Origin of the sequence: Pedobacter flavus (assembly GCF_036324285.1) — a bacterium.
Classification (GTDB): Bacteria; Bacteroidota; Bacteroidia; order Sphingobacteriales; family Sphingobacteriaceae; genus Pedobacter; species Pedobacter flavus.
On record NZ_JAZDQU010000001.1, the window covers coordinates 1,213,210 to 1,227,627 of the forward strand.

The 14,418-nt window shown below is 33.5% G+C and carries 13 protein-coding genes; 5 read left to right on the forward strand and 8 right to left on the reverse strand.

Annotated elements, in window-relative coordinates:
* Positions 1-25: 25 nt before the first annotated feature.
* Both VRU49_RS05670 and VRU49_RS05675 read right to left on the reverse strand, forming a co-directional pair.
* On the reverse strand, positions 26-1,111 hold the full coding sequence (locus VRU49_RS05670; RefSeq protein WP_330145813.1) for a phosphotransferase enzyme family protein: 1,086 nt from the start codon (positions 1,109-1,111) through the stop codon (positions 26-28).
* Positions 1,102-2,001: a nucleotidyltransferase family protein gene (locus tag VRU49_RS05675; RefSeq protein ID WP_330145814.1), complete on the reverse strand. Its 900-nt coding sequence runs from the start codon at positions 1,999-2,001 to the stop codon at positions 1,102-1,104. Before VRU49_RS05675 ends, VRU49_RS05670 begins: the two co-directional genes overlap by 10 nt.
* A gap of 96 nt (positions 2,002-2,097) precedes the next feature.
* On the opposite strand from VRU49_RS05675, the gene VRU49_RS05680 reads away from it, so the two are divergent.
* A complete protein-coding gene (locus VRU49_RS05680) occupies positions 2,098-3,453 on the forward strand; it encodes a Gfo/Idh/MocA family protein (RefSeq protein ID WP_330145815.1) in 1,356 nt (451 codons plus the stop codon).
* 209 nt (positions 3,454-3,662) lie between these two features.
* Here VRU49_RS05680 and VRU49_RS05685 read toward each other — a convergent pair whose 3' ends face one another.
* Entirely contained in the window at positions 3,663-4,775 is a 1,113-nt protein-coding gene (locus VRU49_RS05685) for a M42 family metallopeptidase (RefSeq protein WP_330145816.1), read from the reverse strand.
* 141 nt (positions 4,776-4,916) lie between these two features.
* Between VRU49_RS05685 and VRU49_RS05690 the strand changes: the two genes are divergently transcribed.
* Positions 4,917-5,321 carry an SPFH domain-containing protein gene (locus VRU49_RS05690; protein ID WP_330145817.1) on the forward strand — a complete coding sequence of 135 codons (405 nt, stop codon included), beginning with the start codon at positions 4,917-4,919 and terminating at the stop codon, positions 5,319-5,321.
* Here the strand turns inward: VRU49_RS05690 and VRU49_RS05695 are convergent.
* The 4 genes from VRU49_RS05695 to VRU49_RS05710 all read right to left on the reverse strand — a co-directional run bounded on the left by VRU49_RS05695 (position 5,311) and on the right by VRU49_RS05710 (position 9,794).
* Entirely contained in the window at positions 5,311-5,742 is a 432-nt protein-coding gene (locus VRU49_RS05695; RefSeq protein WP_330145818.1) for a GNAT family N-acetyltransferase, read from the reverse strand. The genes VRU49_RS05690 and VRU49_RS05695 overlap by 11 nt on opposite strands.
* Positions 5,717-6,904, reverse strand: coding sequence for an MFS transporter (locus VRU49_RS05700; RefSeq protein WP_330145819.1), 1,188 nt, complete (start codon positions 6,902-6,904; stop codon positions 5,717-5,719). The genes VRU49_RS05695 and VRU49_RS05700 overlap by 26 nt, the downstream gene beginning before the upstream one ends.
* A gap of 85 nt (positions 6,905-6,989) precedes the next feature.
* The gene (locus tag VRU49_RS05705) at positions 6,990-8,531 is read right to left on the reverse strand and encodes an acyl-CoA carboxylase subunit beta (RefSeq protein ID WP_330145820.1); all 1,542 of its coding nucleotides are present in this window, start codon (positions 8,529-8,531) and stop codon (positions 6,990-6,992) included.
* Positions 8,532-8,546: 15 nt separating this feature from the next.
* Positions 8,547-9,794, reverse strand: a complete 1,248-nt coding sequence (locus VRU49_RS05710; RefSeq protein ID WP_330145821.1) for a porin — start codon at positions 9,792-9,794, stop codon at positions 8,547-8,549.
* Between the two features lie 151 nt (positions 9,795-9,945).
* On the opposite strand from VRU49_RS05710, the gene VRU49_RS05715 reads away from it, so the two are divergent.
* The 3 genes from VRU49_RS05715 to VRU49_RS05725 all read left to right on the forward strand — a co-directional run bounded on the left by VRU49_RS05715 (position 9,946) and on the right by VRU49_RS05725 (position 12,702).
* On the forward strand, positions 9,946-10,281 hold the full coding sequence (locus VRU49_RS05715; RefSeq protein WP_330145822.1) for a hypothetical protein: 336 nt from the start codon (positions 9,946-9,948) through the stop codon (positions 10,279-10,281).
* Between the two features lie 134 nt (positions 10,282-10,415).
* Positions 10,416-12,008 carry a SulP family inorganic anion transporter gene (locus VRU49_RS05720; protein ID WP_330145823.1) on the forward strand — a complete coding sequence of 531 codons (1,593 nt, stop codon included), beginning with the start codon at positions 10,416-10,418 and terminating at the stop codon, positions 12,006-12,008.
* Positions 12,009-12,021: 13 nt separating this feature from the next.
* Entirely contained in the window at positions 12,022-12,702 is a 681-nt protein-coding gene (locus tag VRU49_RS05725; protein ID WP_330145824.1) for a carbonic anhydrase, read from the forward strand.
* A 75-nt stretch (positions 12,703-12,777) separates the two neighbouring features.
* Here the strand turns inward: VRU49_RS05725 and pruA are convergent, their stop codons facing one another.
* A complete protein-coding gene (pruA, locus tag VRU49_RS05730) occupies positions 12,778-14,409 on the reverse strand; it encodes an L-glutamate gamma-semialdehyde dehydrogenase (RefSeq protein WP_330145825.1) in 1,632 nt (543 codons plus the stop codon).
* Positions 14,410-14,418: the final 9 nt, after the last annotated feature.

Consider the following 14,418-nt stretch of genomic DNA (forward strand, 5'->3'; position numbering starts at 1 on the left):
GTAATTTTATAATTTCGCCCCTTTTTTATTTTCTATATTCTTTAATTGCTTTATCTATTATGTCTTGTAATAGAACTTCGTTTTTTATGAGTTCATTTAATAGCTTAAACTGATTCTTTGCTCTATTTAAGTTCTGATTAGGATATTCTATTTTATAATAAATGTCTCCATTTAAATGATCTGTTAAAAATCTAATCGCTTGCATATAAACAATATATTTCCCAGAGAACAGTAATAATTCTAATTCAGTATTGGTTAAAATTTGTGAGGTTTCTGATAAATATCCTCTAATCATCGACTCAAAGTATGAGATTCTAATATTAATTTTAGAAAGATCTGCTTCATTTTCAGAAAATGCACATAAATAAGTACGCATCATATCCCCTAAATCTGATGTAAATTTCCCTGGCATCAATGTGTCAAGATCTATAACACAAATCCCCGAATCATCATGTTTATTTAATAAAACATTACTAATTTTTGTATCATGATGTATTGCCCTATTTTTAAAGTCTGGCGATTTTAAATATGAATTATAATAATTGGAAATATATTCATAATTGTTTGCCAAATTTATTGTGTCTATGGAATCTTCTATTTTATTAGTTTGAGCTTTTAAACAAGCATCTTTAAACTGATTTAATCTAAAATCTAGATTATGAAAATCTGGTATGGTGTATGCTAATTGATCAATTGGAAATTTATCTAACAATCGAGTTAGTTTTCCAAATTGTGCAGCCGCTTGAAATGCTTGATTTGGATTCGACAACGTATTATACGCTATAGATTCCTTTATGTAATGGCTCATTCTCCAATAAATTCCATCTTCTTCCGTAATGAGTTGTCCGTCTATATTTGGGATAAATGAAGGAAAAAGATAGTTGGGGTAATGATGATGAAGGAATTTAGAAATTAAATCTACATTATTTGCAATGTCATAAGGGCTCTTAAAAACTGTAGAATTAACTTCTTGTAGTATAAACTGATTTTCGGTATATAAAGGATTATAAACTAAAAAGGTTCGGTTTATAAAACCCGAACCTATTTGTTGTATAAATGCCTCTTTTTGTAAATTATATTTTAATAAAATAGACTCAGGAATTAACTCCATAAATTTTCTGGGTAAACTTCTTCTTGAATTAATTTATCAATACTATTTTGAACTACAGGTTTGTCTTCTTTATAAGTTACACCAAACCATTTGCTTGAAGTAGGTATAACTCTGAAATTGGCTTTTTTAGTTTTAATTAGTGTTTCGGCAACCAATGGGATAAAAAATTCTGCTTTAGGATTTGCTTTATTTTCTAATGCAAATGTTCTAAATAATTCTTCCGTTATATTAAAAACACTGGGTGTGAAACCCCAAAAATTCATACTAACCCTAGTGTTAGATTGTAGAGGATATTTATGGTCATTTTCTTCGTAAACAATGCCCTCTTCGCCATTATAAACTTTTGTTCTTTCTACAATTTCAGATAAATTTCCATCAGCATTTACTTGGCAAACGCCTCTACTTACTGAACCAAATTCAGACAAAGTCTTTCCAATTTCATAACCAACCATACAGAAAGTTTGATCGTTTACATCATTAGTTAGGAAATTAGCCATTTTTTGAAAAGCATCGAAACCATAAAAATCATCAGCATTAATTACACAGAAAGGTTCTTTTATGGTGTTTTTTGCAGATAATATGGCATGAGCAGTTCCCCATGGTTTTTCTCTGTAGATTTCTTCTTGAATGCCAAATTTTGTAAGATCAAAGTTTTGAAAAACGTAATCAACTTCAATTTTACCCTTTAATTTAGGTTCAAATATGGTTTTAAAATTATCTACGAATTCTTCTTTAATAATAAATATTACTTTACCGAATCCGGCTTTAATTGCATCGTATATAGAATAATCAATTATTGTTTCTCCATTTGGACCAAATCCATCAATTTGTTTCATACTGCCATAGCGACTAGCCATACCCGCAGCGAGGATTAATAATGTTGGTTTCATCAGGCTAAATTAACAATTTTTATTGTAGAAAATTATTGCAGGCGCGAATTATTTAATTGAAAGTAAAACTATTGAAAAAAATATTTACCTTCCAAAATGGAAAGAAGGAACTTTATAAAATCTACAGCTACAGTAGGTGCGGTAGCTGCTGTAATAGACCCAATATTTGGGTATGCTCAAGTGGCTTCAAAAATTAGAGTTGGTATAATCGGTTGTGGTTTAAGAGGTCAGAATCATTTAGATTTATTGCTGAGAAGATCAGATGTAGAGGTTGTCGCAATAGCAGATCCTGATACAAAATCGGCCGTTCCAGTTTCGCTTAAAATGTGTGCAAAGGCTGGGAAAAGAGAACCTGTTATTTATAGTAAGGACGATTACGATTATAAAAATTTATTAAGTAGAAAAGATATAGATGCTGTAGTTATTGCAACTCCATGGGAATGGCATGCTATTCAGGGTGTAGATGCTATGCGCGCTGGAAAACATGTTGGAATGGAAGTATGTGGAGCAACAGATATCCAGGAATGCTGGGATCTGGTAAATGCAAGTGAGGAAACCGGAATGCAGGTTTTTGCTATGGAAAATGTTTGCTACAGAAGAGATGTGATGGCCGTATTAAATATGGTACGCCAAGATTTATTCGGTGAGATTTTGCATTTACAGGGCGGTTACCAACACGATTTAAGAGGTGTTAAATTTAATGATGGTGTTACGCCTTACGATAGTGGTGTAGAATTTGGTGAGAAGGGATTTTCTGAGGCTAAATGGCGTACGCAACATTCTGTGTATAGAAACGGAGATTTATATCCAACCCATGGGTTAGGGCCAGTTGCCAACATGATTAATATAAATAGAGGAAATAGATTATTGGCATTAACTTCTGTAGCTACCAAAGCAAGAGGATTAAATAGATATATCCTAAATCACCCTAAAGGTGGACCAAATCATCCTAACGCAAAAGTGAATTTTAAATTAGGCGATATAGTTACTACATCGATTACAACAGTAAATGGAGAGACTATAGTTTTACAACATGATGTAAACTCACCACGTCCATACTCTTTAAATTTCAGGGTTCAAGGAACAAATGGTTTGTGGATGGATGACTTTGATTCTATTCATATTGAAGGTAAAAGCCCATCCCATAGATATGAAAAAGATACCGAGTATATGAAGCAATATGATCATGCTTTATGGAAAAAATATGCTTCTGATACAGCTGGCGCGGGACACGGAGGTATGGATTGGTTTGTGATTCATGCATTTATAGAGTCTTTAAAAAGAAATGCTCCTTTCCCTATGGATGTATATGATTTAGCCACTTGGTATGCGATTACGCCGTTGTCTGAACAAAGTATAGCACAAGGTGGACAAGTACAATCTATTCCTGATTTTACTAAAGGAAAATGGATGACTAGAAAGCCAATTTTTGCTTTGGACGATCAGTATTAGGGGAAATGGTAGTGAGTAGATAGAATATCTAGAATTGAGGCAGCTTAAGGCTATAACATAGATTCAATCTTCCAGTTACCACAATAAGAAAAAAGGGAAAGTAAAAAGCATCGGGTATTTCACCTTCAGCTTTTTACTTTCCCTTTATTGATTTAGTTTCAAATATCAGTACTTAGGCTTGTCCCTCTACTGGACTTTCGACTTTCGCCTTAGATTTTCTCTCTAAAATCGTGACCGTTTTCTATGTTTAATAGACTTTCATAAATTAATCTAATTACATTGTCTACGTCCTCTTTATGAACCATTTCTACTGTAGTGTGCATGTATCTTAACGGAAGAGAAATTAATGCAGAAGGAACCCCTTCTCCAGAATAAGCGAATGCATCTGTATCGGTTCCAGTTGATCTAGAAGAAGCTTGTCTTTGGAAAGGAATTTTATTTTCTTCGGCAGTTCTTTCAAGTAATTTATTTAAGTTGGTTTGCACAGCTGGTGCATAAGAAACCACCGGACCCTTTCCACAACTAACCTCTCCGTGAACTAATTTATTAATCATTGGGGTAGAAGTATCGTGTGTTACATCTGTAATAATTGCCACGCGCGGCTTAATTCTATGAGCAATCATTTCTGCACCACGTAAACCAATTTCTTCTTGAACTGAATTTACAATATATAGACCAAATGGTAATTTCTTCTTGTTTTCTTTTAGAAGTCTCGCAACTTCTGCAATCATAAATCCTCCTACACGATTGTCTAATGCCCTACCAACGTAATAACGGTCGTTTAAAACCATAAACTCATCTTCATAAGTTATTACGCAGCCTACATGAATACCCAGCGCTTCAACTTCTTCCTTGCTCGTGCATCCACAATCAAGAAAAATGTTTTTAGTAGATGGAGCTTCTTCTTTTTCGCCTCCCAGTCTTGTATGTATAGCTGGCCATCCAAAAACAGCTTTTACAATGCCTTTTTTAGTATGGATATTTACTCTTTTAGATGGGGCAATCTGATGGTCTGATCCACCGTTTCTTAAAACATAAATTAGTCCATCTGGCGTAATGTAATTTACATACCAAGCAATTTCATCAGCATGAGCTTCAATAACAACTTTAAAATCTGCTTGTGGATTAATTATACCGCATGCCGAGCCATAATCATCTACAAAATAATCATCGATATATGGTTTTAAATAGTCTAACCATAGTCGCTGACCTTCCCATTCAAAACCTGTAGGAGCAGCATTATTTATATAGGACTCGAAAAATTCTACTGATTTTTTGGTCACTACATTTATGTGTTTATCTTTCTTTTCTTTCTTTGCCATATCAACAAATATATATTATTTTCAACCTCAACACAATGATATTTAAGTCAAATAATTGGAATATTTTAAAATATGAATTTTAGTGTGGTAATGAATTTTTCTTATTTTCGATAGATTATTAACCTTAAAAATGTTCTTAAAATGAATTTAACTAAACTTGTAGTGCCGGGATTTATTTTCGCGGTAATTTTAATTGTTGTTTTAATGTATGGACTTCCAGTTTATAATGTTTGGCAACAAGAAATGGTTGGGAAGGCAGAGATGGCTAAAGCCGAGCAAAACAGAAAAATATTAGTTGAAGAAGCTAAAGCGCGATTGGAAGCTGAAAAATTAAATGCTGCTGCTGAAATTGAAAGAGCTAGGGGTATGGCGGAAGCTATGAAAGTAGAAAACGGTACATTATCTACTACCTATAATCAATATTTATTTATTAGAACATTGGAGAAAATTGCCGATAAAGGGAGTCTTCCTCAAATAATTTACGTTCCGAGCGAAGGATTAACGCCGATAATGGATGTTACTAATGCAATAAAACCTAAACCTTAATAGATAATTCCATTGCTATGCATGCATAGCAATGGAATGCTTCTGTTGGATTTGTTTTTTTGAATCCTAAATTTTCATAAAATCCTATTGAGTTTTTATTAGACTCACATCTAAATGTTTTAATTCCTTGTGATTTAAAATAATCAATACAATGGGTTAATAACATCTTTCCAAAACCTTTGCCCTGGAATTCATTTAAAATCCCTAATTTTTTAAATTCTGCGCCATCTTTTTCTATAAACCACGAAACTACGCCAATTAAATTTTTACCGATGTAAAGGCCAAAATGGACACCGTTTTCGTCATCGTCTATTTTGTAATCTATTGGGTTAGGGTCAAATACAATTTTTCTAATTTGCCAAGACAAATAGTATGGTATTTGTTCTATTTGTATGTCAGATGGATTTTCTTTTATAGACATAGTAAAGAATAAAGTTAATTAGAATTAATGCAAAACTACCTATACAAAATGCAAACCATCCGTTTAATTCCCATAAATATATCCCCAAGGCAGATCCGCAGCTTGCACCTATAAAACTAACCGACATAAAAACGGTATTTAAACGGTTTCTAGCTGCCGGGATTAATAAGTAGATTCGTGTTTGATTGGTGACATGAATGGCTTGTTGTCCAATATCAATTAAAATTATACCAATTATAAACACAATTAAGTTGCCAGATAAAAGAAAAAGTAGCACACTTAAAATTTGTAGGACGAAACCAATTTTTAAGTTGGTTCTCGGGTTTTTGCTATTACTAAGTTTTCCTACTAAAGGAGCTGCTAATGCACCAGCTGCACCAGCAATTCCAAACAAACCTATTCTAAGCGTTTCGAAGTTATAAGGTGGATTGGCTAAGTAGAGTACCATAACTGTCCAAAAAGCACTAATTAAGGCAAATCCAAAAAAGTTAATTAAGCTCGCTTCTCTTAATATAGGTTGTGATTTTAAATAGCCAAACATGGTTGAGTACAGTCCCAAAAAACTTCCTTTAAAGCTGGGGTAACTTTTAGGAAATTGTTTAGCCATAATTACGCATAACAAAGCACAAATACCTCCTGCCATTAAAAAAACAGAGCGCCAGCCTAATAAATATCCAATTGATCCGCTTATGGCTCTAGAGGCTAAAATACCAATTAACAAACCGCTCATAATAATTCCTATGTTGTAACCTCTGTTTTGGTCGCTGCTTAAATTTGCCGCCAAGGGTAAAATTAACTGAGGCACAATAGACGTAGCACCAATAAAAAATCCAGCTACTTGTAATAAAAAGAAATTTTTTGAAAGAGCCGCCATTATTAACGCAATAATAGAAATAGCTGTGGTTATTAGGATTTGATTTTTACGCTCAAATTTATCACCCAAAGGAACAAGTAAAAATAAACCTGTAGCGTAACCTGCCTGAGTTATATAATTTAAATGGCCAGCGTAGCTCTCAGAAATCATGAATTCTTTAGCTATTAATATTATTAGAGGCTGACAATAATAAATATTTGCAACTATTAATCCAGTGCAAATAGCCATGAAAATGATAGTAGATCTGGAGATTGAAGCTGAATTAGATTGTGATATGGCGGTCGACATAAAGTCAATTTAAACGTTAAATAGTCAAAAAACATCTGTTAAAACAAAGCCCTGAAATTTTTTCAGGGCCTTGTTAGATTTTTAATTAAAGAGGAATATTTCCGTGTTTTTTTCTTGGGCTATTTACCACTTTATTTTCGAGCATTTTAAATGCTTTAATTAATTTTTCTCTAGTTTGTGCAGGTCTAATTACCTCATCAACAAAGCCTCTTTCTGCTGCTCTATATGGATTGGCGAAGATATCTGAGTATAATTTTTCTTTTTCCAACCATTTTTCTTGTGGGTTTTCTGCTTCTTTAATTTCTTTTTTGAATATTATTTCTGCAGCACCTTTTGCGCCCATTACAGCAATTTCAGCAGATGGCCAAGCATAATTCATGTCGGCACCTATGTGTTTGCTATTCATAACATCGTAAGCACCTCCATAAGCTTTTCTAGTAATTACCGTAATTCTAGGGACGGTAGCTTCGCTAAACGCATATAATAATTTTGCGCCATTACTAATAATTCCATTCCATTCTTGATCTGTACCTGGTAAAAATCCTGGAACATCTTCTAAAACCAATAAAGGAATGTTAAAAGCATCACAAAACCTTACAAATCTTGCAGCTTTTACCGATGCATGGTTATCTAAAACTCCTGCTAAGTAGGCAGGTTGATTGGCAACAATTCCTAAACTTCTTCCGGCTAATCTTGCAAATCCAACCACAATGTTTTCTGCATAACCTTGATGAACTTCTAAAAACGAATCTTTATCAATTAGATGTTCAATTACTTCTCTAATGTCGTACGGTTGTGTAGTGTTTTCAGGAAGTATATTGTCTAATTCAGGTCTAGATTCATCCGAAATTTCGTAAGCAAGATTTGGTGCTTGTTCCTCACAGTTTTGAGGCATATAACTTAATAATGATTTTAAATGCTGAATAGCTTCTATCTCATTAGCACAAGCAAAATGTGTTACGCCAGACTTAGTAGCATGTGTTTGAGCGCCACCCAGTTCTTCTGAGGTCACTTCCTCATGTGTTACTGTTTTAACAACATTTGGCCCAGTTACAAACATATAAGATGATTTTTCTACCATAAGTATAAAATCAGTTATCGCAGGAGAATAAACCGCTCCACCTGCACAAGGCCCCATTATAGCTGATAACTGAGGGATTACACCTGAAGCTTGTACATTTCTGTAAAAAATATCAGCATAACCACCTAATGATACAACTCCTTCTTGAATTCTAGCACCACCGCTATCATTTAATCCAATTATTGGTGCACCATTTTTAAGCGCCATATCCATTATTTTACAGATTTTTTCTGCATGAGTTTCAGATAATGATCCTCCAAAAACAGTGAAATCTTGAGAGAAAACGTAGGTTAACCTACCATTGATGGTACCGTATCCAGTTACAACCCCATCCCCCAAATATTTTTCATTCTCCATTCCAAAGTCAGTACTCCTATGGGTAACTAACATCCCAATCTCTTCAAAACTGTTTTCGTCTAAAAGAAAATGAATACGTTCTCTAGCAGTTAACTTACCTTTTTTATGTTGACTTTCTATTCTGGCTAATCCGCCCCCTAATTCTGCTTCCTGTATTTTGCTGTTAAGCTTGTTAATTTTTTCTTGCATCCTCGTAAATTTAATTTACCACCTATATTGTAGTCTGGTAGTGAATACGTTGTCTTTTATATCGTTAGAATAATTATTAAGTAAAGTGTTTTCGTTTGTTATGTGTTCGTTGTATAAAGTAAACTTTATCTGTTTCGATATTTCATAAGTTAAACCATAGCCTAAAGTATTATATTTCATATCACCTGAATTGGTAAAACTTCCTGCTTTTCCAATTTCTGAACCATTCACATCTGTATTTGCATCATAAACATCGTATGCTAAAAGTGCAGTTAAATTGGTTTTTGCAAATTTATGACTTAACCAGAAGTAATATCCATTAAATGGTCTAACAAACAAACTTGTTGCAGGCTGATTGTTAAAACTCATGGAAGCAGTAGGTCCTTTAATGGTATTATTACCTTCAACGCCAGGTTGCGTACCTTCTACATATTCCGTTTTAAAATCTGTTTCACCTAAACGAGTTCTATAACGGAGTTGAAGATTTACACCATAATAATTTCTATCACCATAACCTCCTTCATTTTGAGGATTAGTGTTTACTAAATAACCTCCTTTTCGACTTTTATAAATAGTTTGAGTATTATTTCTAACATAGCCGTTATAAAAAGATCCACCAAAACCAATATCAAAATTGTTATTTACAAGACTATCAAATTTTAGGTTTATACTTCCTACAATATCTTTCTTTGAGTCATAATCTCTCGCACTAATTCCACTTCCATTTATAACCGCAAATTCTGTAGTTAAGAAATTATATTTTCCAATTGGATTATACCCAATCATAACTCCTAAATCTCTTTCTCTTGGCATAATGGTTTGGAAAACTCTGGCTCGTTCAGGAAAATCTCTGTACCCAGACGAATATACAATTGAATAGCCAAAGGGTCTATTAAATAAACCAGCGGTTAATGTGAACTCTTTTTTATTTGGATCATGTAATTGTATAAATGCGTCCATTAATTGAACCCCATTTTGGGTGCCGTCTAATTGAAATACCACGTTTGTGAATTTATCCACCCTGTCTATTTTTAATCTTCCTCTTCTTATCATAAAGCGATCTTTAGAATTCGTACTAAAGTCGCCTCCAGAAAATGAAGTTATACCAGGCGTATGGGTAAATTGATATTGCGTTTGTAAATATCCAGTAATGGTTAATTCGTGTTGTTCAATAGACGAAGGTCGATTATTACTTTGTCCAAATGTGATTATTGGTATTGTAATGAAAACTATAGTCGATACGTACAGAAAGAATTTCTTCATGGTATAAAATTAAACTTTTTATAGTAATTTAATATGGAGATTAAAATTTATATGGGCACTTGGCGCTTTGGTAATTAATAAATGACAAAAAAATTAAACATAACTCTGCATTTTTTTTGGGAAAGAATATAAATTTGTCCCATAATAAAATATGAAGTTAAGACGATTTAGAGGATTTATAGTTTTTTTGTTTGTAGGTATCTTTACCGCAAAAATGATTATTTCTATTTCGCCTGCATTTACTTTTTCTTTTGATAGCGAAATGATGAACAGTGTAATCATGCAGCTTGAAGTAGAACATAGTGAAAATGATTCTGGTAAATCGAGCACAAAACTCCTCGACTCAAAGTTGTTTTGTGATACATTTAATAATTTTAAATTAGTTGATGCTAAAATTATTGTTAACAATAGTTTTATTGAGCATTTTAAACGGTATGTTGATCCATTTCATCCAATGGTCCCAACCCCTCCTCCAAACATTGCATAGTCTTTAATTGTTTACTGTGATTTGTACAGTTTAAATGGTACAATATTGTACTGTTTTAATTTTTAAATTAAAGAATTTTTTAATTTGCAAGGCATTTTTATGGCCTTAGCATAAAGTTATATGCAAAAATTAATATGAAAAATAATCAATCGAATGCATCGTTGTTCGATATAAAGAAATACTTTCTTAAAAAGAATTTAAAGAGAGATTTACCCGCTAGTATTGTTGTGTTTTTAGTGGCTTTGCCCCTATGTTTGGGAATTGCATTGGCTTCGGGTGCACCATTATTTGCTGGTCTAATAGCCGGAATTGTAGGCGGTATAGTTGTAGCAACTTTCAGTGGCTCTCAATTAAGTGTTACAGGGCCAGCAGCTGGACTTACGGTAATTGTTTTAGGCTCTATTGCTCAATTAGGTAGTTATCAGGTTTTTTTATTAGCCGTTGTTTTAGCCGGATTTTTCCAATTGGTTTTAGGTGCAATTAAAGCTGGAACAATTGGAAATTATTTCCCATCTAGCGTTATTGAGGGAATGCTAGCCGCTATAGGACTTATGTTAATAATAAAACAACTTCCTTATGCTTTAGGAATAGATACTAAGTTTTTCACAGATGAATTAGCAGCAAAAGAAGGAAGTGGGATTTTGAGTTCGTTAACGAGTTTAATTGAGAACTTTGGTCCAGCTTCGGTAATTGTAAGTTTATTATCTATAGGCCTATTAATATTTTGGCCAAAAATGAAAAAGATTAATGTGATTCCTGCTCCACTTATGGTGGTAATTGTAGGTGTGGCATTAAATATTGCTTTTCAAGGAACTTCCATAGCCTTTGCAGCTAATCAATTAGTAAGCATTCCGGTAATTAATGGTTGGAATGAGTTTACCAGTTTATTTCAATTCCCAGATTTCTCGGCAATTAATAGAGCCGATGTTTGGGTGGTTGCAGGAACAATTGCTATAGTTGCCAGTTTAGAAACTTTATTGAGTATAGAAGCTGTTGATAAAATTGATCCAATTAAGCGAGTTTCTCCAACTAATAGAGAATTAATTGCTCAAGGTTTTGGAAATATGACCAGTGGTTTAATTGGTGGTTTACCTATGACTTCTGTAATTGTTAGGAGCTCGGCAAACGTAAATGCGGGTGGTAGAACAAAAATGTCTTCAATTTACCATGGAGCCTGGTTATTACTTTCATTATTGTTTATTCCAACGCTTATTAATATGGTGCCTCTAGCATGTTTAGCAGCCATATTATTAGTGACGGGTTATAAATTAGCGCGAATATCTTTATTCAAACACATGTATCACAAAGGATGGGATCAATTTGTTCCATTTGTTGTTACTGTAGTCGCTATTTTAATGACCGATTTATTAAAGGGAGTAGCATTCGGCGTTTTAATATCCATATTCTATTTATTGAGAATAAGCATGAGAAACCCGTTCTTCTACCGAATTATTGAAGAGAAACAACAAAAGCAAATTAGAATTAAGTTGGCAGAAGAAGTTACTTTCTTAAATAAAGCTGCAATTCAACATATGTTTAATAATATTCCCGCAGAAACAAATGTTGTTATTGATGGTTCTGCATCAAAATATATTGACCCAGATGTACTGGAAATAATTATGAACTTTAAACATAATGCTTATACTAAAGGCATTATAGTAACCTTAGAAGAAATTAAAGATACTTACGTTTTACCACAATTAAATACTGATATTTACACTAATTAATAAAAACATGAAAATGCAAAATAAAGAAAATCAAGATAAATGCAATCATGCAATCACTTACGAAGGACTGTTAGAAGGTAATAAAGCATTTGTAGCTAAGTCTTTAGATGACGATCCTGCGTTTTTTAAAAAATTATCTGACAAGCAAAGCCCTCCAATTTTGTGGATAGGTTGTTCAGATAGTAGAGTTCCTGCAAACCAAATTACCAATACACAGCCTGGAGATATTTTTGTTCACAGAAATATCGCAAATGTGGTAGTTCATACAGATATGAATTTATTAAGTGTAATGGACTATGCGATAAACGTTTTAGAAGTAAAGCATGTTATTGTTTGTGGTCATTATGGTTGTGGAGGTGTGAAAGCCGCTATGGGAAATCAGCAATTCGGAATTATTGATAACTGGTTAATAAATATTAAAGATGTTTATAGATTGCATTATCATGAGCTTGATTTAATTTCTGACATGGATAAAAGAGCAGATAGGTTAATGGAGTTGAATGTAATTGAGGGTGTTTTTAATGTAATTAAAACTTCAATTGTTCAAAACAGATGGGCTGCAGGAAAAGAACTAAAAGTTCATGGCTGGGCTTACAGTTTAAAAACCGGATTAATTAATGATTTAGGTGTAAGTGTTGAGAGTAATGAAAATTTATCTCAAGTATTTAGATTAAATCCTGGTTCCAAACTTTAATATAATTTGTCACAAATAAAAACAGCCCCGAATTATTTCGGGGCTGTTTTGTTATAATAGGAATACTATTTTTAACTATTCTGCATGAAATGGATATCTATAATCCTTCGGTGGATCAAAAGTTTCTTTTATTGTACGAGGAGAAACCCATCTCAATAAATTAATCATTGATCCTGCTTTATCGTTAGTACCAGATCCTCTTGCGCCACCAAACGGTTGTTGACCTACAACAGCTCCAGTACATTTATCATTAATGTAAAAGTTTCCTGCTGCATTTCTCAACTTTTGAGTAGCTTTTTCAATAGCATATCTATCTTGAGAAATAAAGGCGCCGGTTAAGGCATATATAGATGTGGTATCAATAATGTCTAAAATTTCATCAAACTTATTGTCATCATATACATAAACCGTTAAAACTGGTCCAAATAATTCTTCACACATGGTGGTGTATTTTGGATCGTCTACAACCAAAACGGTTGGTTCAATGAAGTAACCTTTAGATTTATCGTAATTGCCACCTGCAATGATTTCTACACCTCTATCTTTTTTTGCTTGGTCAATATATCTAGCCAAATTATCAAAAGATTTCTCGTCAATAACTGCATTAATGAAGTTGGTGAAATCTTCTGTTGGACCCATTTTTAAAGTAGCAAGGTCGTTTAAAAGTTGTTCTTTGATAGCTGGCCAATTGCTTTTCGCAATATAAACTCTTGAAGCTGCAGAACATTTTTGTCCTTGATATTCAAATGCACCTCTTAGAATGGCTGTAGCAGCAACTTGAGTATCTGCAGTACCATCAACTAAAATGAAATCTTTTCCACCTGTTTCACCTACAATTCTAGGGTAGGTTTTAAATTTATGAATATTGTTTCCTACTGTTTTCCAAATATCTTGAAATACGCCAGTTGAGCCAGTGAAATGAATTCCAGCAAAGTCTGGGTGAGAGAAAATAACTTCACCTGCTTCTGGACCAGATACATAAACTAAGTTTATAACACCATCAGGAAGACCTGCTTCTTTAAATACTTCCATGATCACATTTGCAGCGTAAATTTGAGTATTAGAAGGTTTCCAAACCACAACATTTCCCATCATAGCAGCTGATGAAGGTAAATTTCCAGCAATTGCTGTAAAGTTAAATGGAGTTAAAGCAAACACAAATCCTTCTAATGGACGTTGTTCAACTCTATTCCATGATCCTCTTGGAGAAACTGGCGGTTGTTGCTGATAAATTTCTGCCATGTAGGCAACATTGAATCTTAGGAAATCTATTAATTCACATGCAGCATCTATTTCTGCTTGAAACGCATTTTTACTTTGTCCAAGCATCGTAGCAGCGTTAATTTTATATCTATATGGTCCAGCAATTAAATCTGCAGCTTTTAAAAATATTGCAGCTCTATGTTCCCATGCTAAATTCTCCCAATTAGATTTGGCAGTTAAGGCAGCATTAATAGCATCCTCAACATGTTTTTTTTCACCCTTGCTATAAGTAGCTAATAAGTGCTGATGATCATGTGGAGGAGTAATTCTACCTTTATTATTGGTTCGAACTTCTTTACCACCAATATACATAGGGATATCTAATTCTTTAGCTCTTGCTTCTTTTAGTGCAGATTGCAATAATTCGCGTTCTTTGGTGCCAGGAGCATAGCTGTTGATCGCTTCATTAACCGGAACGGGTACGTTGAAAAAACCTTTTAACATAGTATTTAA